Source organism: Herbaspirillum sp. Sphag64 (genome assembly GCF_014192645.1).
Classification (GTDB): Bacteria; Pseudomonadota; Gammaproteobacteria; order Burkholderiales; family Burkholderiaceae_D; genus Herbaspirillum.
In genome coordinates, this window is record NZ_JACHYE010000022.1 from 1 (window position 1) to 26,478 (window position 26,478).

24 protein-coding genes and 1 pseudogene are annotated in these 26,478 nt (G+C 56.2%); 20 read left to right on the forward strand and 5 right to left on the reverse strand.

The genetic code is table 11. The features are described 5' to 3' along the window. From FHW66_RS19990 to hslU, 6 genes and pseudogenes are all read left to right on the forward strand, one after another. A pseudogene (locus tag FHW66_RS19990) lies at positions 1–95 on the forward strand (ABC transporter ATP-binding protein); the annotation flags it as partial. Positions 96–209: 114 nt separating this feature from the next. Continuing rightward, positions 210–590: an RcnB family protein gene (locus FHW66_RS19995; RefSeq protein ID WP_183381586.1), complete on the forward strand. Its 381-nt coding sequence runs from the start codon at positions 210–212 to the stop codon at positions 588–590. Between the two features lie 230 nt (positions 591–820). After that, positions 821–4,504, forward strand: a complete 3,684-nt coding sequence (gene putA, locus FHW66_RS20000) for a trifunctional transcriptional regulator/proline dehydrogenase/L-glutamate gamma-semialdehyde dehydrogenase (protein WP_183381587.1) — start codon at positions 821–823, stop codon at positions 4,502–4,504. 485 nt (positions 4,505–4,989) lie between these two features. Further along, on the forward strand, positions 4,990–6,177 hold the full coding sequence (locus FHW66_RS20005; RefSeq protein ID WP_183381588.1) for a hypothetical protein: 1,188 nt from the start codon (positions 4,990–4,992) through the stop codon (positions 6,175–6,177). Positions 6,178–6,357: 180 nt separating this feature from the next. Further along, positions 6,358–6,894, forward strand: coding sequence for an ATP-dependent protease subunit HslV (gene hslV / locus FHW66_RS20010; protein WP_183381589.1), 537 nt, complete (start codon positions 6,358–6,360; stop codon positions 6,892–6,894). 36 nt (positions 6,895–6,930) lie between these two features. Continuing rightward, positions 6,931–8,298: an ATP-dependent protease ATPase subunit HslU gene (gene hslU, locus FHW66_RS20015; RefSeq protein ID WP_183381590.1), complete on the forward strand. Its 1,368-nt coding sequence runs from the start codon at positions 6,931–6,933 to the stop codon at positions 8,296–8,298. 83 nt (positions 8,299–8,381) lie between these two features. Here hslU and gspG read toward each other — a convergent pair whose 3' ends face one another. Together gspG and cyaY are read right to left on the reverse strand one after the other, a co-directional pair. Then, positions 8,382–8,870, reverse strand: coding sequence for a type II secretion system major pseudopilin GspG (gene gspG / locus FHW66_RS20020; protein ID WP_255459083.1), 489 nt, complete (start codon positions 8,868–8,870; stop codon positions 8,382–8,384). A 103-nt stretch (positions 8,871–8,973) separates the two neighbouring features. Then, entirely contained in the window at positions 8,974–9,309 is a 336-nt protein-coding gene (cyaY, locus tag FHW66_RS20025; protein WP_183381591.1) for an iron donor protein CyaY, read from the reverse strand. 40 nt (positions 9,310–9,349) lie between these two features. On the opposite strand from cyaY, the gene FHW66_RS20030 reads away from it, so the two are divergent. The 12 genes from FHW66_RS20030 to clsB all read left to right on the forward strand — a co-directional run bounded on the left by FHW66_RS20030 (position 9,350) and on the right by clsB (position 22,164). Next, entirely contained in the window at positions 9,350–9,598 is a 249-nt protein-coding gene (locus FHW66_RS20030) for a lipoprotein (protein WP_370543506.1), read from the forward strand. Between the two features lie 6 nt (positions 9,599–9,604). Beyond that, entirely contained in the window at positions 9,605–10,888 is a 1,284-nt protein-coding gene (gene lysA / locus FHW66_RS20035; protein ID WP_183381593.1) for a diaminopimelate decarboxylase, read from the forward strand. 317 nt (positions 10,889–11,205) lie between these two features. Next, a complete protein-coding gene (locus FHW66_RS20040) occupies positions 11,206–12,642 on the forward strand; it encodes a sodium:solute symporter family protein (RefSeq protein WP_183381594.1) in 1,437 nt (478 codons plus the stop codon). 160 nt (positions 12,643–12,802) lie between these two features. Further along, positions 12,803–13,168: an FmdB family zinc ribbon protein gene (locus FHW66_RS20045; protein WP_183381595.1), complete on the forward strand. Its 366-nt coding sequence runs from the start codon at positions 12,803–12,805 to the stop codon at positions 13,166–13,168. Positions 13,169–13,185: 17 nt separating this feature from the next. Further along, on the forward strand, positions 13,186–13,818 hold the full coding sequence (locus FHW66_RS20050; protein ID WP_183381596.1) for a DUF502 domain-containing protein: 633 nt from the start codon (positions 13,186–13,188) through the stop codon (positions 13,816–13,818). Between the two features lie 84 nt (positions 13,819–13,902). Beyond that, positions 13,903–15,708, forward strand: a complete 1,806-nt coding sequence (aspS, locus tag FHW66_RS20055) for an aspartate--tRNA ligase (RefSeq protein ID WP_183381597.1) — start codon at positions 13,903–13,905, stop codon at positions 15,706–15,708. A gap of 308 nt (positions 15,709–16,016) precedes the next feature. Further along, positions 16,017–17,318, forward strand: a complete 1,302-nt coding sequence (locus FHW66_RS20060; RefSeq protein WP_183381598.1) for an MFS transporter — start codon at positions 16,017–16,019, stop codon at positions 17,316–17,318. Positions 17,319–17,324: 6 nt separating this feature from the next. Continuing rightward, complete coding sequence (locus FHW66_RS20065; RefSeq protein WP_183381599.1) at positions 17,325–18,557, forward strand: amidohydrolase family protein; 1,233 nt, start codon at positions 17,325–17,327, stop codon at positions 18,555–18,557. Between the two features lie 83 nt (positions 18,558–18,640). Next, the gene (locus FHW66_RS20070; protein ID WP_183381600.1) at positions 18,641–19,540 is read left to right on the forward strand and encodes a LysR substrate-binding domain-containing protein; all 900 of its coding nucleotides are present in this window, start codon (positions 18,641–18,643) and stop codon (positions 19,538–19,540) included. Between the two features lie 59 nt (positions 19,541–19,599). Then, positions 19,600–20,079 carry a dihydroneopterin triphosphate diphosphatase gene (gene nudB / locus FHW66_RS20075; RefSeq protein ID WP_183381601.1) on the forward strand — a complete coding sequence of 160 codons (480 nt, stop codon included), beginning with the start codon at positions 19,600–19,602 and terminating at the stop codon, positions 20,077–20,079. A 57-nt stretch (positions 20,080–20,136) separates the two neighbouring features. Then, positions 20,137–20,937 carry an endonuclease/exonuclease/phosphatase family protein gene (locus FHW66_RS20080; RefSeq protein WP_183381602.1) on the forward strand — a complete coding sequence of 267 codons (801 nt, stop codon included), beginning with the start codon at positions 20,137–20,139 and terminating at the stop codon, positions 20,935–20,937. 60 nt (positions 20,938–20,997) lie between these two features. Further along, a complete protein-coding gene (clsB, locus tag FHW66_RS20085) occupies positions 20,998–22,164 on the forward strand; it encodes a cardiolipin synthase ClsB (protein WP_183381603.1) in 1,167 nt (388 codons plus the stop codon). Between the two features lie 21 nt (positions 22,165–22,185). Here the strand turns inward: clsB and FHW66_RS20090 are convergent, their stop codons facing one another. Beyond that, entirely contained in the window at positions 22,186–23,160 is a 975-nt protein-coding gene (locus FHW66_RS20090) for an alpha/beta fold hydrolase (protein ID WP_183381604.1), read from the reverse strand. A gap of 7 nt (positions 23,161–23,167) precedes the next feature. Beyond that, entirely contained in the window at positions 23,168–24,001 is an 834-nt protein-coding gene (locus FHW66_RS20095; RefSeq protein ID WP_183381605.1) for a GyrI-like domain-containing protein, read from the reverse strand. A 158-nt stretch (positions 24,002–24,159) separates the two neighbouring features. Here FHW66_RS20095 and FHW66_RS20100 point away from each other — a divergent pair, with 158 nt between their 5' ends. Continuing rightward, entirely contained in the window at positions 24,160–24,870 is a 711-nt protein-coding gene (locus FHW66_RS20100; protein ID WP_183381606.1) for a hypothetical protein, read from the forward strand. A gap of 97 nt (positions 24,871–24,967) precedes the next feature. On the opposite strand, the gene FHW66_RS20105 is transcribed toward FHW66_RS20100, so the two are convergent. After that, entirely contained in the window at positions 24,968–26,056 is a 1,089-nt protein-coding gene (locus FHW66_RS20105; protein ID WP_183381607.1) for an NADH:flavin oxidoreductase/NADH oxidase, read from the reverse strand. A 110-nt stretch (positions 26,057–26,166) separates the two neighbouring features. On the opposite strand from FHW66_RS20105, the gene FHW66_RS20110 reads away from it, so the two are divergent. Further along, positions 26,167–26,469, forward strand: coding sequence for a helix-turn-helix transcriptional regulator (locus FHW66_RS20110; RefSeq protein WP_183381608.1), 303 nt, complete (start codon positions 26,167–26,169; stop codon positions 26,467–26,469). Positions 26,470–26,478 lie beyond the last annotated feature (9 nt).

Sequence of the window (26,478 nt, forward strand, 5' to 3'; positions counted from 1 at the left end):
ATGTGATGGAGTCGGGCCTGATTACGATGAATGGCCTGGCCAAGGACATGCTCGATGATCCGCGCGTGAAGGCGGCTTATTTGGGGGAGGGGTGAATCTCACCTCGTCGCCCCGGAGTCGTTAGAATAGAGACGCTGCAATCGCTGTCTTGTCGTGGGGAGTCGCCCCATGGTGCAGGTGATTGCAGCGAAATCTTTCAGGAGTCTTCTATGCAATTCAAGTCTTTAGCTTCCGTGATGCTGGCCATTGCGGTTAGCGCCAGTGCCATTCCAGTGGTACATGCCCAGGACTACGACCGTCGTGATGATCGCCGTGACGAGCGTCACGATGACCGGCACAATGATCGTCGTGATGCGATGGCGCACGAGGATCATCGCGAACATGAACGTGGTTTTGGCCCAGAGCATGGTTTTCATCGCGGCGACCGTTTGCCGCCTGAGTACTGGAGTCATCATTACGTCGTTGATAACTGGCGCGAACATCGCCTGAGCCCACCGCCGCGCGGCTATCAATGGGTTCAGAATGGCGCCGACTATGCGCTGGTGGCGATTGGCACTGGCGTCATCATGCAGTTGATTTTCGGTAACTGATTCACCCGTGTTGCCGGTACTTTCACGGCATCAAAAACACCCGCCCACCGCATAGGGGGCGGGTGTTTTTTATTGCATTCACTATTCTGGAATTTAATTTTTAAAAAGGTAAATTTGCGAAATATTATTCGTAACTTAGGCTTCAAATGCAGAATTAATATTGGTGTATCCCGCATAAAATCGCAGCAATTCCAACCACCATTGTTTGCCGATTTTTGGAGACAAACCTTATGAACAGCCCGATTCCCCCGGTTGCCTCCGCGGCGCCACAAGCCTACAGTCCCGCCTTCAGCATGTTCCATCGCGAAGTGATGCCCGCCGCCACGCCCTTGCGTGCTGCTGTGACTGCCGCTTATCGACGTGACGAGAGTGCTGCCGTGCAATGGCTGCTGCAGCAGGTCAAGAGCAATGCTGAATGGACTACGGCAACTCAGGCGCTTGCTGGCAAGCTGGTGCAAGCTGTGCGTACCAAGCGCACACGTTCCTCCGGGGTGGATGCACTGATGCATGAATTCTCGCTGTCTTCGGAAGAGGGCGTGGCGCTGATGTGTCTGGCCGAAGCGCTGTTGCGTATTCCTGACCATCAGACAGCCGACCGTCTGATCGCCGACAAGATCAGCAAAGGCGACTGGCGCAAGCATCTGGGTGAATCGCCATCGCTGTTCGTGAACGCCGCCACCTGGGGGCTGCTGATCACTGGTAAGTTGGTGAGCACCAGCAGCGAAAGCGGTCTCACCTCGGCGCTGACGCGGCTGATCAACAAGGGTGGCGAGCCACTGATTCGCAAGGGCGTCGATCTCGCCATGCGCATGCTGGGCAATCAGTTCGTCACCGGTCAGACCATTGATGAAGCACTCGACAATAGTCGTGACAATGAAAAGCGTGGCTATCGCTACTCCTACGATATGCTCGGCGAAGCGGCACTCACCGAACACGATGCAGCGTTCTACTACGACTCCTATGAAACCGCAATTCACGCGATCGGACGTGCCTCCAACGGTCGCGGTATCAAGGATGGACCGGGCATCTCCGTGAAGTTGTCGGCGCTGCATCCACGTTATTCCCGCGCGCAGCACGACCGCGTGATGAGTGAGTTGCTGCCACGTCTGCAAAAGTTGCTGGTACTGGCCAAGTCCTACAATATTGGTTTGAACATCGATGCGGAAGAAGCCGACCGTCTTGAACTCTCGCTGGACCTGATGGAAGCATTGGCTTTTGATCCCGCGCTGGAAGGTTTTGAAGGCATCGGCTTTGTGGTGCAGGCCTACCAGAAGCGTTGCCCATTTGTTATCGACTATCTCGCAGATCTGGCCCGTCGCAGCGGTCGCAAGCTGATGGTCCGCCTGGTCAAGGGTGCGTATTGGGATAGCGAAATCAAGCGTGCACAGGTCGATGGCATGAGCGGCTATCCGGTCTACACCCGTAAGGTACACACCGACTTGTCTTATCTGACCTGTGCGCAGAAACTGCTATCAGTGGCCGATGTGATCTACCCGCAATTTGCGACACACAACGCCCACACCTTGTCGGCAATCTATACCTGGGCCAAGCAACATCAGGTCGATAATTACGAATTCCAATGCCTGCACGGCATGGGCGAAACTCTGTACGACCAGGTGGTCGGCGCTGATCAATTGGGTAAGGCTTGCCGTATCTATGCGCCAGTCGGCTCCCATCAGACCTTGCTGGCCTACCTGGTACGCCGTCTACTGGAGAATGGTGCCAATTCCTCCTTCGTCAATCAGATCGTGGACGAGCAGGTCGCTATTGAAACACTGATCGCTGATCCGATTGCTACCGTACATGCAGCAGGTGGTATGCCACATCCGCAAATCTCCTTGCCTCGCCAGTTGTATGGCGCCGAGCGTCTCAACTCGGCCGGTCTGGATCTGAGCAATGAAGACACACTGCGTGAACTCGACTCGGCCTTTGCCAGCTGGTCATCGCGTCAATGGCAGGCGACACCGCTGGTGCAAGGGGGCAGTGCGGTTGGCTCCCAGCCAGAACCGATCACCAACCCGGCCGACCGCCGCGAACTGGTTGGACAGGTCGTCCAGGCCACTGCCGTTGACGTTGAGCAGGCGCTGGAAGCCGCGGAAGCCTTCGCATCGCAATGGCAAGCCATAGCACCGGCAGATCGTGCCCTGATGCTGGAACATGCTGCCGACCTGTTTGAAAAACACATGCCTGAATTGATGGCACTGGCAATACGTGAAGCCGGCAAGTCGCTGCCGAACGCGATTGCCGAGGTACGCGAAGCGATCGACTTCCTGCGCTATTACGCTGCGCAATCGCGTCACGATGGCAATGTATTGGCGTGGGGGACTGTGGTCTGTATCAGCCCATGGAACTTCCCGCTGGCGATTTTCATCGGTGAGGTCAGCGCCGCATTGGCTGCAGGTAATGTCGTACTGGCCAAGCCAGCCGAGCAAACGCCGTTGATCGCTTACCGTGCCGTACAGTTGCTGCACGAGGCTGGTGTTCCCGTCGCTGCACTGCAATTGCTGCCTGGTCCCGGAGAAACGGTGGGCGCTTTGCTGACCGCTGATGTGCGCGTCAAGGGCGTCATCTTCACCGGTTCGACCGAAGTCGCGCAATTGATCAATCGCACCCTGGCGGCACGCAGCAAGGATGCGCACGGTGATATTCCGTTGATCGCCGAAACGGGTGGTCAGAATGCACTGATCGTGGATTCCAGCGCGCTGCCGGAACAGGTGGTGCAGGATGTACTGAGCTCGGCCTTCGACAGTGCCGGTCAACGTTGCTCAGCATTGCGCGTGCTGTGTCTGCAGGAAGATATTGCCGACAAGACCATCACCATGCTCAAAGGCGCGATGCAAGAGTTGCGCGTCGGCCGTCCGGATTGCCTGGCAACCGACATTGGTCCGGTTATCGACGGTGAAGCACAAGCTCGTCTGCTGGCCCACATCGACAAGATGAAGCAAAGCTGCAAGGTGCATCAGTTATCGCTCGGTGCTGCGCATGACAACGGTACCTTTGTGGCGCCGACCGTGATTGAAATCAGCGGCATCGATCAGTTGCAGCAAGAAGTCTTTGGACCGGTATTGCACGTAGTGCGCTACCGTCGCGACGACCTGCCACAACTGCTCAAGGCGATCAATGCCAGTGGCTACGGTCTGACGCTGGGTGTGCATTCGCGTATCGACGAAACGATCGATTTCGTCGCGACCCGTGCGCACGTGGGCAATATTTACGTCAATCGCAATATCGTTGGTGCGGTCGTCGGCGTGCAGCCATTTGGTGGTGAGGGCAAATCCGGTACCGGTCCTAAAGCCGGTGGTCCGCTCTACCTCAAGCGCTTGCAACGGCATCCCGAAGTGAGTCTGAAAGTGCAGGAAGCCAGTTCCGGTAACGCTCTGGATGCATTGCATCAACTGCAAAACTGGGCGGCGACACATGGTCATCCGAAGTTGTCGCAACTGGCCGCCAGCTATGCGCGTCAGAGCTTGCTCAACAAAAGCCTGGCGTTGCCAGGACCGACTGGTGAACGCAACAGCCTTTCTTTTGCCGCACGTGGCAAGGTCTTGTGCGCCGCCAACAGTGTCGCAGGGCTGCTCAATCAACTGGCTGCAGTATTGGCCACTGGCAATATTGCTGTTGTCAGCCAAGAGTCGTCGGTGTTGATCCCTGCTGGTTTGCCAGAGCCGGTGCGTGCAGCAATTGAAATCAGTCAGGATATGGCTGCCAGCGAACTGCAGCTGGCGCTGCTGGATGCGGCTGTCATCAGCCAATGGCGTACGGCACTGGCAGCACGCCCGGGTGCACTGGTGCCGTTGGTGGCGACCAGTGAAGATGCTGCGATTGCACTATGGCGACTGGTGGCGGAGCGTGCCTTGTGCGTCAATACAACCGCTGCCGGTGGCAATGCCAGTCTGATGACATTGTCTGTTTGAGATGCGCTGACAAACCATTGGTACAGGAGTGGATTTAGGAACTATCTCACTGAACCAAGACCATAGTAACGGATCGAGGCTGTCACAGCTCCCTGATAGGGTTGTGACAGCCTTATCGCCTTTTTTCTTCATCCAGTACCAGATACCAGTCATCACTTAAAGGAGGCGCCCGCCATCCCTTGTTCAACACGATGTTGATTTTCCCGCCATAGCCGCATCCGCCATAGCCTCCATTCACTGTAGCCGCCACTTGTCGTGACAGCGCTATATGTCTTCTCTTCCTATCGCTTCCTCTTCTTTTCATTGTGATTACAGAGAGCAAGTAAGGCCTGAACACCTGAAAATTTCGCCTCAGGTGTTCATTAGACAATCAGTTATGAGGACTCACAATGCCTGAAATTCCAGCTTCAACCGTGTCGCCCGTCATGAGATTGAATTCTTCCTTGGACGACAATCCGGCTCTGCATAATCTTGAAAGTGGCCTGATGAAAGCTTTCAAGGCTGCCTTCAGCACAACCCAAACGGGGCAGACTTTTTACCAGGCAGAGTATGAGCGCGCCGCCCCCGCCCTCACTGACTCCGGCACGCTGAGCAGCATTAGCGCTGACCAGAACCTGAGGCAGGGTTTTGCCGAAATTATTGGTGTGCTGGAAGAATTACAGCAGAGCGGTAAAACGGGGCTGCGCTTTCGGTTATGGCGCGATGGCATTTCACTCGTCGGCAGCGCGCTATTGCTGGGCACCGTGGCAGCGGCCTTTTTCTCGTCAGAACATCAAGAGGATGTTGATTTCAGCATCGCCAACAATCCGTTTGGCAACCTCGCCGGCGAAGTGGGACTGATCGTGCTCGAAGGCAGCAAGGTGTTATTAACGACTAGCCTGAGTTACCCGACATTGAAGCGGCATCATCTCACCGATGAATTTGTCAAACGCATCACGGTATGTGTGGAGTTGCTCCAGGCTTGTCTTGATGAACATAGTGCTGGTGAGCCCGCCCACAGCCGTTTGTCATCACGTCCAATCCGACGCCGTGCTCTGCAATGCATGGAAAAGGGACGTGATATCTCGACCGTGTTCACCTTGATCAATACGACCTTGACTACGGTACGTCTAGCCTTGTTGAGTATTGAAAATCTGGGTAGCGATGCCGCTCCTGCTTCATGGCGTGGCATGTTGCGACTAGTCCAGAATGTCTCCGATTGCACGCGTGCCATTTTCAGCACTGTGGGAACGTTCGCACGCAATAAGCTGTTTGGCGATGATCTGACGAATTGCAAAATGGCTATACCGGCGATGCGACATGGACTAAGCAATGCGAATGCGGCCAGCGTCTTGCCGCGACTAAAAAAGATGGAACGTCTTTTTTCGCTATGCAGTACACCTTTACTCATCCAGATTGCCAAATCGGCTAAATTGACCCGAGACTACCTGAATACACCGAACGAATCGACGCAGGATGTCAAGGATTTCCTCTTGCGATCTGGAATAACGTATTCAGCGGGCGACGGCGGAAGTTTCCTGCATGACAAGCCACCAGAAGACCAGTGGGGACAGCACTTTGTCGATGGTGCTTACGTTTGTGCTCCTCTGCAGTTGGCTCGTGTTCCTTACCGGGCCACACTGGGGTGGCAATATCAAATGAGCAGGCTCGCAGAGCTGCTATCCAGACGTTGAAGCAAGTGTGGTTTAGCACAAGGGGTAGCGCCAGTCTGTCGGCGGCGTAAAATGCTTGATTGATGAGGGATAGCCGCCAAGATGCTTGTAATCTTGGCGGCTGTCCCCATTTCAGCAAAATCATCAAAAACGATATCAAAGAAGGTATTTGAGTTGGCCCCCTACATTTGAGGCATGAGTATGGAACAATTTCACGGCACCACGATTCTGTCGGTGCGGCGCGGCAACACGGTAGCCCTGGGTGGCGATGGCCAGGTAACACTTGGCAATGTGGTCATGAAGGGTACCGCCCGCAAGGTGCGCAAGCTTTACAACGGTAAGGTGCTGGTCGGCTTTGCCGGTGGCACGGCGGATGCATTTACGCTGCTTGATCTGTTCGAGTCCAAGCTGGAAAAGCATCAGGGCAATCTGATGCGCGCTTCGGTCGAGCTGGCCAAGGAGTGGCGTACCGACCGCATGTTGCGCCGGCTCGAAGCCATGCTGCTGACCGCGGACCGCGACAGCACCCTGGTCATTACTGGTAACGGCGATGTGCTGGAACCGACTGACGGCATCGGCGCCATCGGTTCTGGCGGTACCTTTGCCCAGTCTGCAGCCAAGGCGTTGCAAGAAAATACCGAATTGTCGCCGGCAGAAATTGTCAAAAAGTCATTGGTCATTGCGGGTGAACTCTGCATCTATACCAACCTGAATCACATCATCGAAACCCTGGACTGATCCCTTTATTTTTGCCGCAACAAGAAGAACATCATCATGAACATGACTCCCAAAGAGATCGTCTCCGAACTCGACAAACATGTAGTCGGCCAGGGCCGTGCCAAGCGCGCCGTTGCCATTGCCTTGCGCAATCGCTGGCGTCGTCAGCAGATCGCTGAGCCACTGCGCCATGAGATCACACCCAAGAATATCCTCATGATCGGACCAACCGGTGTCGGCAAGACTGAAATTGCCCGGCGTCTGGCCAAGCTGGCCGATGCGCCCTTCATCAAGATTGAAGCCACCAAGTTCACCGAAGTCGGCTATGTTGGTCGCGATGTCGACACCATCATCCGTGATCTGATCGACATCGGTATCAAGCAGACGCGTGAAGCCGAGGTGCGCAAGGTGCGCGCCCGTGCTGAAGATGCCGCAGAGGACCGTATTCTCGATATTCTGCTGCCACCGGCGCGTGACTTCGGCTTTGCGCCGGATACCAGCCGTGCTGCCAGTGACGATAGCGATGGCAAGGACAGCAAAGACGGTAAAGACAACAGTACGCGTCAGACCTTCCGTAAGCGCTTGCGTGAGGGGGCCCTGGATGATCGCGAAATTGAGCTGGAAGTGTCCGAAGCCGCACCGCACATGGAAATCATGGCACCACCGGGCATGGAAGAAATGACCGAGCAGATCAAAAGCATGTTTTCCGGTATCAGCAACAATCGTAAGAAATCACGCAAGGTCAAAATTCGTGAAGCAATGAAATTGCTGATCGAAGAAGAAGCCGCCAAGCTGGTCAATGAAGACGAATTGCGGCAAAAGGCCATTGCCAATGTGGAACAGAACGGTATCGTCTTTCTTGATGAAATTGACAAGATTGCCACCCGCTCGCAGACCGGAGCCGAAGTCTCGCGCGCCGGTGTGCAACGTGATCTCTTGCCGCTGGTCGAAGGGACCACCGTCAACACCAAATACGGCATGATCAAGACCGATCACATCCTGTTCATTGCTTCCGGGGCATTTCATCTGGCCAAGCCATCGGATCTGATTCCCGAATTGCAGGGTCGTTTCCCGATCCGGGTTGAGCTCGACTCGCTGTCTATCGAAGACTTCGTGCGTATCCTGACCGGTACCGATGCCTGCCTGACCCGTCAATATGAAGCACTGCTGGCAACCGAAGGTGTTACCGTGGAGTTTGCCGACAGCGGGATTCAGCAACTGGCGGAAATCGCCTATGGCGTCAACGAAAAGACCGAAAACATCGGGGCCCGTCGTTTGTACACGGTGATGGAAAAACTGCTGGAAGAAATCTCCTTCACCGCTGGTGAAGGTGGCGACCAGACGGTGACCATTGATGCCGCCTACGTCAACGAACGCCTCAGCGAGCTGGCGGTCAACGAAGACTTGTCTCGCTACGTACTCTAGTCAGGCCAGAGAGCAAGCCAGCCATTGTGCTGCAACCGCAGCATGTGGCTGGCTTTCACTGCAACACCCTCCCGCGTACAACGTCAGTGTGCCGCCGTTCCCCGCACGATACTGTCACTGTCTTCACCGCCATCAGGCCCCTTGGCACCAAACGAAAACACATCAATCTCCTGACCATCTTCCGACACCCGGTATTGATAAGGGTGGCCCCATGGGTCACGCGGCAGACGGTCCAGATAGCCACCAACTTGCCATTTCATCGGAACGGGTGAGCGACTCGGCTTGACGATCAGTGCCAGCAAGCCTTGTTCGCTGCTCGGGTAGTCGCCGGTATCTTTCTTGTAATGTTGTAGTCCAAGAATGATGGTATTAATATCTTTCTCTGCGGCAACGACCTCCGGTTTGTGGGCGTGCACGAACACTTCGATCAGACGCGGCACAGCAACCACAGCAATGATGGCTACCACCACCAGTACCACCAGCAGCTGCAGGCGGGACAAGCCACGCTGTTGCGGCGGCATGCGGAAAGAGGAGGGCAGGTGGGAAGGAGATTGCTGGCGGCTACTGCGCATGAAAGATGATTTCCTGAAAAGCGGTGATGAAAACAAGATGCCAGAGTATACGGCAGCCGCTGCCGCGATCAAGGCAAGAATGGTGGTGTAATTTTTCGGGTACTCAGTTGGCAGGCAGAGTCACAGCCACTCCAGCTTGCTGCGTCACTGCGGCCGAGAGGGTGGCAAACAATTCTGAGCCGTCCCGCGTGCTGATCCAGCGGGAGCCGTCATATTTGTAATGATAGCCTCCCGATTTGGCCGCCAGCCACAGCTCCTGCATGGGGGCCTGGCTGTTGACGATGATTTTGCTGGCGCTGCTGATACATTCGATTTCCAGCACATTGCCGCTGCGGCTGCATTCGACGTCCAGATCGGTATCGTCCGTAGCTTGTTCCAGCGCGGCTTCAATCGCATTAAGGGTGGAATCGGCCAGGGCCAGGAATTCTGATTCTGTCATGCTACACTCCGAGACATTCATAGAAACCCGTGATTCTAACGTGAAGTCCTCAATTCTTTTTGTCTCTGGCCGCTTGTCGGCTTTTTCGACGGCCTTTTCGGCGGCGCGTTCGGTCCCTGTTGCTGCGGTGCTGCTGCTGTCGCTGGCAGGTTGTGGCCAGCGCGGCCCACTGTATTTGCCCAAACCGCCCGAACATCCCCTCCAGACAACGCCTGCAGCGCAATCGACACCAGCAGTCAATCAGTCCGATGATGCCGCCAAGGCATCACGTGCAACACCCTCCAACTAAGCCCTTATGTCTCATTTTTCTTATCGCGACGGCATTTTGCATGCCGAGAATCTGCCATTGACAACCTTGGCCAGCCAATTCGGCTCGCCCCTGTATGTCTATTCCAAGGCGGCGCTGACTGCCAATTACCTGTCCTACGCCGATGCCTGCAAGCGCAATGGCCGTGATGCTGATGGCGCGTTGGTCTGCTATTCGGTCAAATCCAATTCCAACCTGGCAGTATTGAATCTGCTCGGCAAGCTGGGCTCGGGCTTTGACATCGTCTCCGGTGGTGAACTGCTGCGTGTGATTGCGGCCGGTGGTGATCCACGCAAGGTGATTTTCTCAGGCGTCGGTAAAGGCCGCGATGAAATGCGGCTGGCACTGCAACATGACATTCTGTGTTTCAACGTTGAATCCATTCCTGAAATTCACCGTCTCAACGACGTCGCTGGCGAGTTGGGCAAGCGCGCCCGTGTCTCGCTGCGGGTCAACCCGAATGTGGATGCCAAGACCCATCCCTACATTTCCACCGGCCTCAAGGAAAACAAGTTCGGCGTCGCCTATGAAGATGCCTTGGGCTGCTACCGTACTGCCGTAGCATTGCCGCATATCGAAGTGGTCGGCATTGACTGCCATATCGGCTCGCAACTGCTTGACGATGCGCCGCTGCTGGAAGCACTGGATAAGGTGATTGAGCTGATCGATCAGCTCGAAGCAGAGCAGATCCACATCCATCACCTCGACATCGGTGGTGGCATCGGTATCACCTACGACGACGAGCAACCCGTTGCCGTGGGCGATTATCTGAGCCGCCTGTTTGCCCGCGTGGATGCCTGGCGCGAGCAAAAATATGCCGGTGCACCGATCAAGGTCATGTTTGAGCCGGGGCGCTCCATCGTTGGCAATGCCGGTCTGCTGATCACCGAAGTGCAATACCTCAAGCATGGTGAGGGCAAGAATTTTGCCGTCGTCGATGCTGCCATGAATGACCTGATGCGTCCGGCCCTCTATGAAGCCTGGCATGGCGTGCAAGTGGTACAGCAGCGTGCTGAGCCCGCCAAGGTTTATGACGTCGTTGGTCCGGTGTGTGAGTCGGGCGACTGGCTGGCCCGTGCGCGGGAGTTGGCCATTGCACCGGGTGATTTGCTGGCGCTGATGTCGGCCGGTGCCTATGGCATGACCATGGCTTCCAACTACAACACCCGCGGCCGTGCGGCTGAGGTGCTGGTTGACGGCGATCAGGTCCATCTGATCCGCCAACGCGAAAATCCAGCGGACCTCTTTGCGCTGGAAAAGATCGTTCCCTGATTCACTGATATCGACATCGGTACGACATGCGTGTCGAGCAGGACTGCTCTCTAAAGCTGCATTGCCTTTTGGTAATGCAGCTTTTTTCTTGATCGCATAGCGCCGAAATCGCGCAAAAAGTGTATCGCTCATACACCCCTAAAAGTTCAACATTCTCTTGTGCAAAATCGTCCCGGTACCGGGTCGCCAATTCAGGCGTGAAATTTTCTGACAGCATGCTGTCGGCTTGCTAAAACAAGCTAATAATGCCGCTATAATGCGCGGTTTTGGCTTGCCAAGTGCGCCGTTATCATTCCTCTATTGTCTAAGGAACACCTATGAATGCCCTGATTTGGTTCGTCATTCTGTATTGGGTAATTTCAGTCGGCATCGGTCTGTATGCAACCAAGTTCGTCAAGAGTTCCAAGGACTATGCAGTCGCTGGACGGGCCTTGCCGATGTCGGTCGTGACCGCCACCGTGTTCGCGACCTGGTTTGGCTCCGAAGCCGTACTGGGCGTGTCTTCGACATTCCTGCAAGAAGGCCTCAGCGGTATCGTGGCGGACCCGTTCGGCTCGTCGCTGTGCCTGATCCTGGTCGGCCTGTTTTTTGCCCGCCCCTTGTACCGGATGAACCTGCTGACCATCGGTGACTACTACAAGAAGCGCTTCGGTCGCGCGGTCGAGATGCTGGTCACCATCTGTATCGTGATTTCCTACCTGGGCTGGGTGGCGGCGCAGATCAAGGCGCTTGGTCTGGTCTTCAATGTTGTCTCGGGCGGTGCCATTTCGATGCATCTAGGCATGATCATTGGCGCTGGCAGCGTGCTGATCTACACCCTCATGGGCGGCATGTGGGCGGTGGCAATCACCGACTTCCTGCAGATGATCATTGTGGTGGTCGGCATGCTCTACATTGGCTGGCATGTTTCAGGCATGGTCGGTGGCGCCGACGTGGTGATCAAACATGCCGCTGCCGCTGGCAAGTTCAATTTCTGGCCACAACCGACGCCCAAGGAGCTGCTGTGGTTTTTCGGTGCCTGGATCACCATGATGCTGGGTTCGATCCCGCAGCAGGACGTGTTCCAGCGGGTCATGTCGTCCAAGAGCGAAAAGGTTGCGGTACGTGCCTCCGTGCTGGGTGGCGTGATTTATTTCTGTTTCGTGTTCATTCCGATTTTCCTGGCGTATTCGGCAACCTTGATTGACCCTAAGATGGTCGCTGACCTGATCGACAAGGATCCGCAACTGATCCTGCCGACACTGATCATGCAAAAAATGCCGGTATTCGCCCAGGTGATGTTCTTCGGCGCCCTGTTGTCGGCAATCAAGAGTTGCGCCAGCGCGACTTTGCTGGCGCCATCGGTCACCTTCACTGAAAACGTGATCAAGGAATTCCGGCCCTGGAAGAACGACCGTGAGTTTCTCTTCACCATGCGCGTAGTTGTATTGCTGTTCACGATCGCGGTGACTTCGCTGGCCCTGAACAGTCAGTCAAGCATTTACCAGATGGTGGAAAACGCCTACAAGGTGACGCTGGTCGCGGCCTTTGTACCGCTGGCCTTTGGCGTCTACTGGAAGCGTGCCACCCGTCAGGGGGCGCTGGCGGCGATGATTCTCGGTCTGGCATCGTGGATCTTCATGGAGTTTCAGGCACCGGAAGGGATGTGGCCGCCGCAAGTCGTTGGTTTGTTGTTCAGCCTGGGTGGCATGATCGTTGGTTCGCTGTTGCCACAGGCCGTCGCGCCAGTGCCTCAGCATGCGCAGCCGCAATAGGGGCAATCGCTACCAGTCTTTTGTGATGAATCTGGCAATGCGGTGATGCGACGCAGGTGGTCACTTTGTGGCATTCATTGGTCGCCCCGCGGTAGAATCGTAAAAAGCCCTGAAAAACCTTTATAATTCAGGGTTTTGGACGATTTTTGCGGAGTTTTTCATGCCAATTTACGCGTATCGCTGCGAGGCCTGTGGGTTTGCCAAGGATGTGCTGCAAAAGATATCTGACGACCCGTTGACCGTTTGCCCATCCTGCAATCAAGACAGCTTCAAAAAACAGCTCACCGCCGCCGGCTTTCAGCTCAAGGGCTCAGGCTGGTATGTGACCGATTTCCGTGGGAACGGTAGCGGTACCGCCAACAGCAGTGGCGCCACTGGTACTGCCTTGCCAGCCAGAGAGCCTGGAGCGGCAGCGTCAGCTACGACGGCACCACCAGCACCAGCCCCGGCCGCTGCGGCGGCAGCTGCAGCGCCTGCACCAGCTGCTGCATCCAGTGCACCTGGTGCACCGAGTAGCACCTCCTGAGCCCACCATCTAAGATCATGCGCAAATATTTCATCACCGGCCTGCTGATTCTGGTACCCCTGGCCATCACGTTATGGGTACTTAATCTAATCATCAGCACCATGGATCAGTCGCTGTTGCTACTGCCCGTCAGCTGGCGGCCGGAAGCGCTGATCGGTTTTCGCATTCCCGGTCTGGGCAGCATCCTGACGCTGTTGATCATTTTCCTGACCGGGGTTGCCACGCGCAACTTCATCGGGCGTCAGGTGGTGCGTCTGTGGGAAGGTTTGCTGACCCGGATTCCAGTCGTCAAGTCGATCTACTCCAGCGTCAAGCAAGTCTCGGATACGCTTTTTTCCTCGTCCGGCAATGCCTTTCGCAAGGCGATGCTGGTGCAGTATCCGCGTCAGGGCTCCTGGACTATCGCGTTTCTGACGGGGACGCCCGGTGGTGAGGTCGCCAATCATCTGGCAGGCGACTACGTCAGCCTGTATGTGCCGACCACACCCAACCCGACTTCCGGATTTTTCCTGATGGTGCCGCGAGTCGACACCATCGAGCTCGACATGAGCGTCGACGAAGCGCTCAAGTACATCGTCTCCATGGGAGTGGTGGCTCCCGAACTGGCCGACAAGAAAGTGAATACCCCGGGCGTAGCCAAAGCAGGCTGATCCAGCTGATCAGGCTGTACGCCCAGGCCCTCACCAAACAACACCTGAAAACTGACTCAAATACACTGTAACCGGAACCTGAATATGTCCATGCGAACTCAATACTGCGGTCTCACAACAGAGGCCCTGCTCGGCCAAACCGTCAGCCTGTGCGGCTGGGTCCACCGTCGTCGCGATCACGGTGGCGTGATCTTCATCGACCTGCGCGATCGCGAAGGTCTGGTACAAGTGGTCTGTGATCCGGATCGCGCTGACGTCTTCAAAAATGCTGAAGCCGTGCGTAACGAATTCTGTCTGCGTATCACCGGTGTGGTGCGTAGCCGTCCGGAAGGCACCTCCAATGCCAACCTGACTTCGGGCAAGATCGAAGTACTGGCCCATGCGCTGGAAGTGTTGAATCCATCGGTGACGCCACCGTTCCAGCTCGACGACGACAACCTGTCCGAAACCACCCGCCTGACTCACCGTGTGCTGGACCTGCGCCGTCCGCAAATGCAAAACAATCTGCGTCTGCGTTACAAGGTCGCCATGGAAGTGCGCAAGTTCCTCGACGAGCAAGGTTTCATCGATATCGAAACCCCGATGCTCACCAAGTCCACTCCGGAAGGCGCACGTGACTATCTGGTGCCTTCACGTGTCAACGCCGGCGAATTTTTCGCCCTGCCGCAATCGCCACAATTGTTCAAGCAATTGCTGATGGTGGCCAACTTTGACCGTTATTACCAGATCACCAAGTGCTTCCGCGATGAAGACCTGCGCGCTGATCGTCAGCCAGAATTTACCCAGATCGACTGTGAAACCTCGTTCCTCAACGAGCAGGAAATTCGGGATCTGTTCGAAGGCATGATTCGTCTGGTATTCAAGAAGGCACTCGACATCGATCTGCCGAACCCATTCCCGGTCATGGACTTTGCCACTGCCATGGGCATGTATGGTTCGGACAAGCCGGACATGCGCGTCAAGCTGGAATTCACTGAACTGACCGACGTCATGAAGGATGTCGAGTTCAAGGTCTTCTCGGGCGCTGCCAACAGTGAAGGTGGCCGTGTGGTCGGCCTGCGCGTGCCAGGTGGTGCTGACATGCCACGTTCCGAAATCGATGCCTACACCCAGTTTGTCGCCATCTACGGCGCCAAGGGTCTGGCCTACATCAAGGTCAATGAAAAGGCCAAGGGCCGTGATGGTCTGCAATCGCCGATCGTCAAGAACCTGCACGATGCCGCCCTGACCGCGATCATCGAAAAGACCGGCGCGCAAGACGGCGACCTGATTTTCTTTGGTGCCGACAAGGCCAAGGTGGTCAACGATGCCATCGGCGCGCTGCGCGTGAAGATTGGTCACAGCGACTTCGGCAAGAAGAACGGTTTGTTCGACGACGCCTGGCGTCCGCTGTGGGTGGTCGACTTCCCGATGTTCGAATACGACGAAGACAATCAACGCTGGGTTGCCCTGCATCATCCGTTCACTTCGCCTAAGGATGGCCACGAAGACTTCATCTCGACCAATCCGGGCGCGGCGATTGCCAAGGCCTACGACATGGTCCTCAATGGCTGGGAACTGGGCGGCGGTTCGGTCCGTATCCATCGCGCCGATGTGCAGAGCAAGGTATTCCGCGCGCTGAAGATCGACGACGAAGAAGCACGCCTGAAGTTCGGCTTCCTGCTCGACGCATTGCAATACGGTGCGCCCCCACACGGCGGTATCGCCTTTGGTCTGGACCGTCTGGTCACCATGATGGCCGGTGCTGAATCGATCCGTGACGTCATTGCCTTCCCCAAGACCCAACGTGCACAGTGTCTGTTGACCCAGGCACCATCGGCGGTCGACGAGAAGCAACTGCGCGAACTGCATATCCGTTTGCGTAACGCAGAACCTGTCATCAAGGCTTGATATAGGTGTTGCTGTAATGAGGTAAGGATGTAATGTGATTCGGTAGTCGACAGCGCAGTTGTTGCTGTCGCGGCCACTCAAGAAAAGGGCGCATGCTGAAAGGCATGACGCCCTTTTTCTTCGTGCCTGCCGATCACGCTGGTATCGCGCTTTTACTATAAATTTTTTACGTATGCATGCGCTACAAGCATGGCCGCATGCATAGATTTCATTTTTGGCTGATGCAGTGCTCCTCCTATGATTAAGCGAAGACCTGTCTGCACAACACCTACGAACGCAGCGAACACGCATTTACCTGAGGGGGAGTCATGCAAGCCAATACCGCCTACGTTGCCGCACCAATTGCAGTCAGTGGTGATCAGCGTCGCCGCGCCATCATTGCCACCGTCATCGGCAATGGACTGGAATGGTTCGATTTCACGGTCTACAGTTTTTTCGCCGTCATCATTGCGAAGCAGTTTTTCCCCACCGGCAGTGAGCTGACTTCATTGCTGCTGGCAGTGGCTACCTTTGGTGTTGGATTTTTCATGCGCCCGGTGGGTGGCATCGTGTTAGGCATCTACGCTGACCGGGTAGGACGCAAGGCCGCGCTGTCCATGACCATCCTCTTGATGGCAGCCGGTACCACCCTGATCGGACTGGCGCCCACCTATGCCCAGGTTGGCATACTAGGACCCTGTATCATCGTGGTCGCCCGTCTGTTGCAGGGGTTCTCTGCTGGCGGCGAGATGGGCTCGGCAACCGCCTTCCTGACCGAGTATGCGCCAGCCAAAGAGCGCGCCTATTACTCCAGCTGGATTCAGGCCAGTATCGGTCTGGCTGTCTTGCTCGGTGCGGCTGTTGGTACCTTCGTCACCAGCAGTCTGGATGCGCAGTCACTGGCGAGCTGGGGCTGGCGCCTGCCGTTCCTGCTGGGTATCGTGATTGGTCCGGTTGGTTATTACATTCGGCACCACCTGGATGAAACGCCCGCTTTTCAGGATAGTGCTCAAAAGACCAACTCGCCGCTCAAGGAAGTATTCCGCCAATTCCCACGCGAAACTGCCGCCAGTTTTTCTATGGTGATCTTGTGGACAGTGTGTACCTATGTGCTGCTGTTTTACATGCCAACCTATTCAATCAAGGTATTGAAGCAGCCGCAATCAACTGGCTTTATCGCCGGCATGGTTGGAGGTCTGTGCATCATGATCGCCGCACCGATCGTTGGACGCATTGCTGACCGTATTGGTCGCCGGATTCTGTTGTCGGGCTCCGCACTGTTGATCCTGCTGCTGGCCTATCCCATGTTTGCGTACATCAATGCCGCACCGGGACTGTCATCGCTGCTGCTGTTTCAACTGGTGTTCGGCGTATTGATCGCCATCTATACCGCGCCGATCCTGGCCGCCTTCTCGGAACTGTTTCCCGCCAAGGTGTTGTCCACCGGCTTGTCGGTTGCCTACAACTTTGCGGTGACCATTTTTGGCGGCTTTGCCTCCTTCTTCATCACCTGGCTAATCTCGGCCACCGGCAACACCATGGCACCCGCGTTCTACGTGATGATTGCCGCTGCCATCAGCTTAATCGGCACACGTTTTGTGCGCGACCCACAGTATTTGCAACAACGCTGAATCATCATGACAAAAATTCTTCTCCAGGGCGGTAACGTTCTTGATCCCGCCTACGGCATATTGCTCCGTGGACATCATGTGCTTGTCGAGGGTGAGCGTATCACTGCGATTTCGCCGGATCCCATCGATGCACCCGATGCGCAGCGGTTTGATGTCATTGGCAAAACCATCATGCCTGGTCTCATCGATTGCCACGTGCATGTGCTGGCATCGCTCGCCAATCTGGGGGCCAACGCATTGCAGCCCGGGTCACTGACCTCGATTCGTGCCTTGCCCATCGTCGAGGCGATGCTTAACCGTGGGTTTACTACGGTGCGTGATGCCGGTGGTGCCGACTGGGGACTGGCACAGGCTATCGCCATTGGTCTGGTACCGGGACCACGGATTTTCCCGTCGGGCAAGGCCTTGTCACAGACCGGCGGCCATGGTGATTTCCGGCCGCGCTCGGATGTGCTGGAACCCTGCTCCTGCGCGTTTCGTGCCGGTGCCATAGCACGCGTTGCCGATGGCGTTGATGCCGTCCGCCTAGCGGCGCGTGAAGAGTTGCAGAAGGGCGCTACCCAGATCAAGATCATGGCTTCCGGCGGCGTGGCGTCACCGACCGATCCGATTGGGAACACCCAATACAGCGAAGACGAAATTCGCGCTATCGTGGCCGAAGCCGAAGCCGCACAAACCTATGTCATGGCCCATGCCTATACCGGCCGGGCCATTTCCCGCGCGGTCCGCTGTGGCGTGCGTACCATCGAGCACGGCAATCTGGTTGATGCGGCGGCAGCACAGATCATGCGCGAGCACGGTGCCTTCGTGGTGCCAACCCTGGTGACCTACGATGCATTGGCACGTGATGGTGCACGGCTCGGTTTGCCAGCCGACTCGGTGGCCAAGATTGAGTCCGTGCGTCAGGCTGGACGCGATTCGCTGAAGATCTATGCCGAGCATGGCGTACCGATGGGTTTTGGTTCCGATCTGCTGGGCGAGATGCATGAGAGCCAGTCGGAGGAATTCCTGATCCGTGCCGAGATCCTCGGTAATCTGGAAACCATTCGCTCAGCGACCTCCATCGCTGCTGCTATTTTGCAGCGCGAGGGTGAACTTGGTACCGTAAGAGTTGGTGCCCGTGCTGACCTGATTGTGGTCAACGGCAATCCACTCGACGATATAGGCTTGCTGACCGGGCAGGGCGAGCATCTGGCATTGGTCATGCAAAGTGGCTACGTGCATCGTAGCAGTCTGTAAGCCCACGTTGCAGCTTGCCTCCGTCAGGCATGAATTTCGCTCTATGATGGCGTTATCTGTTCTCTCAGGAGCATGTCGCCATCATGCGTATTTCACCGCTACCACCCTTGCCGTCGCTGGTTGCCTTCGAAGCTGCCGTACGCCACGGCAGCTTCACGCGCGCTGCCGCCGAGCTGTATCTGACGCAAAGCGCGATCAGTCGACAAATTGCCCAGCTGGAGCGTTTTCTGGGCAAGAAGCTATTCTTGCGTGAACCGCGTTCACTGCGCCTGACCGTCGCCGGGCAGCGCTACGCCGAAGAGGTGCAGCGTCTGCTGGTAGGTTGCGCCGAAGTGACTGAAGACATCATGAAGCGCAAGGGGCACAGCGAACTGACGGTCGCCTGTTCCTCCGGGGTTGCCGTTCTATGGCTGACACCACGGCTGGCCAGCTTTCGGGCACTGCAGCCTGAATGCCATCTGCGGCTGGTTGTCAATGACAGCCTTGCTGCGCTCTCTGAGACCGATTTTGATATCGGCATGTATTACCTGCGTGATGGTCCTCCTGCCGGATTTGCCGCACGCCGTCTCTACGATGAAGAAGTGTTCCCGGTATGTGCGCCTGCTTATCTGAGACACCGCCAGCTGCGCCCTCGGGATTTGCTGCAGGAAACGCTGCTGACCATCGAGGACGGTCAGCGGCAGTGGCTTTCATGGCAAACCTGGATGACTCAGAACGGCTTGCCGGAAGCACGGATCGCGCATCAGATTCTGGCCAACCAGTATCCAATCCTGGTCCAACTGGCGATCCAGGGACACGGCATCGTGCTGGGCTGGCGCAACATGATTGATCCCTGTTTGCGTGATGGCTTACTGGTACCTGCCTGTAACGCCAGCGCCAGCCTGGGTGGCGGTTACTATGCGGTATGGCCGCGTGAGCGGGTCGAGCATGCGGCGGCCCGTCGTTTTCGCAACTGGCTGGTAGAGCAGGCTAGCGCAGCATAAAGCGGTCCGGCCCTATACAATGACGGCATGTTGGTCATGTCAAAACAGGGTCCAGAACAATGTCAGCCTCCTACAAAATTCCAGAATCCGTATTGGTTGTCATCCATACTGCCGCGCTGGAAGTCTTGCTGATCGAACGCACAGACAAGGCCGGCTTCTGGCAATCGGTCACCGGTTCCATGCATAGCCTCGACGAACCATTGCGGCAGACCGCCGCGCGAGAAGTCGGCGAAGAGACCGGTATCCATGTCGGTACTGATCCTCGCGTACCAGCACATCACCTGTGTGACTGGCAACTCTCCAATGTCTACGAAATCTACCCGGTCTGGCGTCATCGCTATGCTCCCGGAGTGACGCACAATACCGAGCATGTCTTTGGTCTACTGGTACCCAGAGATATTTCGGTAACACTCGCGCCACGCGAGCACACTCGCTATCAGTGGCTGCCCTATCAGGCCGCTGCTGATTTGTGTTTCTCGCCCTCCAATGCCGAGGCAATCCTGCAACTACCGCAGATGCTGCAGCCCATGCCACAATAGGAAGCGGCGGAGTATTTCACGCAATACCACGTTTCACGAAAGGGGTAAGGCCGATCCATGCAGTTGCGCATTGCCACCTACAACATACACAAGGGCGTGACCTCATTGACGGGACGCCCGCGCATTCATGCGCTCAAACAGGCGCTGACTAAGCTCGATGCCGACATCCTGTTCCTGCAGGAAGTCCAGGGCCGTCACGATCGCAATGCTGTCCGTCACACCACCAGCTGGCCGCAATTGGGGCAGCATGAATATCTGGCTGAGGGCTCTCATCATGTCGCCTATGGCATGAACGCCGTCTACGATCACGGCCATCACGGCAATGCACTGCTGTCACGCTTCCCCATTGCCGCCAGCCGCAATCAGGATGTCTCCGACCACGCGTACGAGTCGCGCGGTATCCTGCATTGCGTGCTCGATATCGAGGGCACTGCCGTGCATTGCTACGTGATTCATCTGGGCTTGTTTGCCGGTGGTCGACGGCGCCAGACGGCAGCATTGATTGAGGCCGTGCTGGCATCGGCCGGGACCAATGCGCCGATCATCATTGCCGGTGATTTCAATGACTGGAGCAACCAGCTCAGCGACATGTTGCGAGAGCGACTGGGGGTGAAGGAAGTATTCGATCAGCAGGTCAAGACCACCGGGCTGATCGGTTATCTGCGCCAACTCAGCGGCCTGAGTACAGCACATCAGCCACAACCAGCACGCACCTTCCCGGCGGCGATGCCAGTATTACAGCTTGATCGCATCTACCTGCGTGGTTTTGAGGTGGAAACTGCTCAAGTCCTGCGCGGTGGCTTATGGGCTACCTTGTCAGACCATGCGCCGATCATCACGACGCTGCATTTAACATGAAAACACTAGCGCAGCATCTCACCTTGCTGAATAAAAAAAGTACGATAACGACCACCACCCATGCGCATGATGAACTATAGCGGCGGCAATGACATTGCGTTATTGCGCAGCGGCGCTGAATTTTTCCCTGCAATGATTGCCGCCATTGATCAGGCTCACGCTGAGATTTACCTGGAAACCTACATCTTCAGTATTGACGATACCGGTATTCAAGTACGCGATGCGCTGGTGCGTGCCGCCGCGCGCGGTGTCGAGGTCAGTGTCATTTCCGACTGGCACGGTACCGGCCGTCTGGAAACCCAGCAACTCAAACATAGTCTGCTGGAGACGGCAGTGCAGCATCGCTCCTTCAACCCTTGGTTTCGCCGCGGCGTCGCCCGTAGTCACCGCAAGCTATGCGTGATTGACCGTAGCGTGGGCTTTGTCGGTGGCATTAATATCAATGATGATTTTTTCTCCGATGAAGGCAGTCGCAAGCCGCTTCCCGCGCCGCGCTGGGATTTCGCAGTACGTATTCGTGGCCCGTTGGTTGAAGATTTACATCGTGAAGCCCAAGCCCAATGGATACGTATCGGCAAGATGAAACTGCGGGCGCGCTGGGACCGTTTCCGGAGCAGTCATCTGACACCCGGCGGACAGAATGCGACCAGTGGTGCGCAGGCGGCACTGGTGGTACGCGACAACTTGCGGCATCGGCGCACCATCGAGCGTGCCTATCTGCATGCACTGGGCCGCGCACGTCATAGCGCCTTGCTCGCTAATCCCTATTTTGCACCCGGGCGCAAGCTGCGACGAGGTCTGGAGGAAGCTGCACGACGCGGTGTCAAGGTGACCCTGTTACTCGGCGTTGGTCAGTTTGATGTGCAAGATGCGGTTGCCAAGTCCTTCTATCCAAAACTGCTCAAGGCGGGTGTACAGATTGTCGAATACACCAAAAGCCAGTTGCACGCCAAAGTCGCCGTCATCGATGATCAGTGGACGACAGTGGGCTCCAGCAATTACGATGGACTCAGCCTGTTTATCAATCAGGAAGCCAATGTCGTCATTAACGATGCTACCTTTGCCGCCACCCTGCGTGCCGAAATCGAGGCGGGAACCATTGATGGCAGGGTTGTGCAATTGCAGGATTATCTGCACATTCCCTGGCATAAGCGTTGCTGGTATGGCATGGCATTTTTGCTATACCGATTGGTCATCGGTGTGATTACGCTCGGACGTGATGCGTGAATACCGTCACAGGCAGCAACCCTAGTTTGTTGCCGGCGACGTCAGCGTTTGCTGAAAAAAATGTGTCACTGCAGCGTTGAATTCCTGATGAAAAGCACCACGGTCAAAACCTTCTGCATCGCGACATAGTTCCGGGGCATCATGCATTAGCACAGGCGGGCAGGGAGCAAGAAAGGCGAAATGCCCGGCATTTTTCACTACGTGCCAGTCCAGAGGTGTTTTCAGCGCGCGGCGTATTGTTTCCACACTGGCCAGCGTTACGCCGTCACCACCGTTGGCAGAGGCCCAGAGCTGAATCGGAACCGTAATCTGTCGCAGTCCATCAGCGTCAAAAAAACTCAACGGATCGACAATGACAGCCGCCTTGATACGTGGGTCAGTCGATGGCGGAGCCGGAAAGGCGTGGCGGCGTATCTCGTCGCAAATGGCAATGTCGGAATCCTGCGGGCAGAGATCCTTGCGCAACGTCCAGTTCGGCACACCACCGACGGCGACCATGCCAGTGTATCCACCGCGTGAAAACCCGAACAGGCCGATTTTCTGTGCATCCAGATTGCTGCGGCCGGGCCAGGATTTCAACAGGTAATCGACCAGCCGACGCATATCTATTGGGCGGTTGGCAAAGGACCAAAGATGGGGACGCTCGCTCCTATCCTGAAAGTTGTCACCCGGATGATTGATGGAAGCCACCACGAATCCTGCATCAGCTAATGCCGCAGCAGTATCGTGGTGCATCAGAAAAGAGCCGCCACTGCCATGCGAGATTACCACCAACGGCAGATTACTACCGGCAACCGGACAATCCTTGACGACACTGATGACCAGCGGACTCAGCAATAGTGGCGCTGCTGTGCTGTTACAGGGTGTCCATACGGCACCGCGTAGCGTAGGACCGTCAGCATCAGCCGGAACCTCGATGAAGCTGAAACCTGCTGCATGCGACAGCGATGTCAGCAAACACAGAATAATGAACACAAAATGGCGGAAAAACTGCATGGCAGAATTACTCCCTGTAGGCAGAACGGATGGGGATCAGTAAATCGGTACGCAAAGCGTCCCCAGCGGTATCGTGAGGGGAGTTGAGGTAGTGTTCCAGCACTGGACGATCATCGGCCTCATAGCCGCTGGCGGGTAGCCAACGTTTGAAGATCGTGCTTACCGTTGCACTGATGTTGGTATAGGGACCGTGCAGACAATGACGCGCATAGCGACCTGCAGGGATTTCGATGTACTCCAGCGCTGGTTCAGCCGGGTTCACATCTGACGTCAGCGCCGCCGCCGCGTAATAGCGGAAATCAGGGGGCTCATCCGGATCTCCATAGCAGGCCCCCATCCAGGCAGAAACCATAGGTGCAAGCGGCAGTTGACGCAGTCGTCTATGGGTATGCGGAATCGTCGACACCGGCCCCTGATGACACAAGGCAACCAGCCGTTGCGCTGCACGCTCGATGACTTCTACCTGTGGCATCGCATCAGCGTCGTAGCCGACACGATGAAGTTGCGCCTGAAAGTCGCTTGGCGACTGCCCGGCAAATTGTCCAAAGGCCCGCGTGAACGACTGCGGGCTTTCATAGCCAACTTCCATAGCCACTTGCGTAATACTGTGACTGCCTTGCTCTAGCAGCCGCGTTGCTAGCGCCAGCCGTATACGTCGCACTGTCGCGCTGACGGTTTCGCCTGCCACGCTGCGATAAATACGATGGAAATGATACGGAGAAAAATGTGCCATTGCCGCCAGATCTTCAAGGCGATGCTCCACTAATGGATGCGCCACGAGGAAGGCGACGATGCGCGCGACCCGCTGACGATAAATTTGCTCGGCACGAGGGGTTTTCATGTCGCAAAGTGTATCGCGGCGTAAAAGCGGCGACTTAGCCGACTTTGCGAAAATTGCGTGTTTGTTCAGCAGGCACTACATTGCGCTAGACTGCTCGTTGCAGCCTAGCATCAGCAATAGCAACACTAGCGTTTTGATTAGCGATTTGAGGATATTTCATGTCAGTTCGTCATCTTTTTGTGCCAGCACTGTTGTTCTCATTGTCATTGACCGCCCATGCACAGGACGTACCGCCCTATCTGCAGTTGGCCAGAAATCTGGTCAATGACGTTGCTCCGGAAAACAATAGCTATCGCTACAACGGCTGGATTCGGCTCAAGGGAGATACCTTCCTGCTCAGCGAAGTGACTCGGCCGGAGGTCCATACCGATTGCAGCGGACTGGTCGATGCCTTGCTTGACCGCACCGAGCCACAGGTGCTGAAGGTGTTTCAGAGCAAACACTGGAAAGGCTATCCGAAGGCAGCAAATTATTATGAAGCGATTGCCGCTGGAGAGGGCTTTGAGCGTCGTGCATCGATTTCGGATGTGGAGGCTGGCGATATCTTCGCCGCTAAATTCACAGCCGAGATTGATACCGGCCACGTCATGCTGGTCGATGCCAAGCCCAAGCTGATAGAACACCCGGTCAGCCCGATTATTCCCGACACCCAGCAATGGGAAATCGTCGTCATTGACTCCTCCAGTTCGCATGGCAAGAACGACACCCGTCATCGTACCGATGGTACGCGTCAAAATGGTATTGGTCGTGGCAGTGTGCGCGTTTATACCGATGTCAATGGACAACTGACAGGCTGGGTCATGACACTGGCCCCGCGTGACAAATTGCGCAGCAGTGGCGATCTGGCGATTGGCAAGCCAGTACTGTGATGGTCCGCGTATGCCCATGGCATACGCGGTAAAACTGTCGGCAACGCCGAACGCCAATCAGCCTTTCTGACAAGGCATGACGTTACCTTGGCTCAGCTCAATAACGCTCAAGCCAGTGGGCATAAGGTGCAGGCAAGGTCCACGAAGCCTTTTCCACACCCAGTTCCTTGGCAGCCAGATACGGCCAGTGCGGGTTGGCCAGATGGGCGCGGCCGATCATGACCAGATCCATCTGCTGATCCTTGATCACTCCTTCAGCAATCGACGGGGTACCAAAGCCCCAGGCGGTCGCGACCGGGATCGCTGCTTCGCGTCGTACACGTTCGGCAATCGGACCCATGAAGGTGGTACCCCAAGGGATCGATGTTTCACCAATCGTAAAGCCGACCGAGACGCTCACCAGATCGGTACCGGCAGCCTTGAACTGACGGATCAGTTCAATCGATTCCAGCAAAGTCTGCTCGTCGCGGCCATCGTATTCCAGCACGCCAAAACGGATCGTCAAAGGCAGATTTTCTGGCCATACTTCACGCACGGCACGCAGGGTTTCCAGCAGGAAGCGGCTACGGTTTTCAACGCTGCCACCGTAGATGTCATCGCGTTGATTGGCGTGCGCCGAGAAGAAGCTTTGTCCCAGATAGCCATGCGCAAAATGCAGTTCCAGCCACTCAAAGCCGACGTCCCGTGCACGCACGGCAGCGTCGACAAAGTTTTGACGCACGCGCGCAATATCGTCGAGCGTCATCGCTTTCGGTTGCTTGGGCAGGTGATGGCCAAAGGCAATGGCCGATGGTGCAATCGTGTCCCAGCCGCGGCTGTCATCGGCAGCCATATGGTCGTCACCTTCCCAAGGGACGTTAGCGCTTGCCTTGCGACCAGCGTGGCCGATCTGGATACCAGGCACGGCACCAGCCGCCTTGATACCCTTGACGATCGGCGCGAAGGCCTGCGCCTGTTCGTCATTCCACAAACCGGTGCAACCCGGAGTGATACGGCCTTCAGGTGCAACCGCAGTCGCTTCGACAATGACCAGACCAGCGCCGCCCCGGGCGATGCTGGTGTAATGGGTTAGATGCCAATCGTTGACGACGCCATCGACGGCCTTGTATTGACACATTGGTGGAACAGCAATGCGATTGCGCAGGGTGACACCCTTGAGTTTGAACGGTTGAAACAAGGCAGACATGTGGTTTCCTTCGAGATAAAAAATGAGCAGAAGTCAGTGGGGATATATTCGTTTGTTCGAATATATTCGAACAATGGAACTAGTATAGCCCAAGGTGTACAATTCTGCAGATGCGCCCCTATAAACATCCCCCCGCCAGTGAATTTGCGCTTGAGCGCGTGCTCTACGCCTTAAGCGATTCGATTCGTCTGGACATCGTGCGTCATCTGGCGCGGGTGGAATCTGCCAGCTGTGGCGAGCTTGATGGAGGGCGTCCCAAGTCGACGGTGTCGCATCACTTCAAGGTCTTGCGCGAAGCAGGGCTGGTGCTCACCGAAAGCACCGGCACCATGCACATGAACAGCTTGCGTCGGGATGATATTGAAAGCCGTTTTCCGGGGTTGCTGGCGGTGATTCTGGCGCAGCACAACTGAATTTTCCCG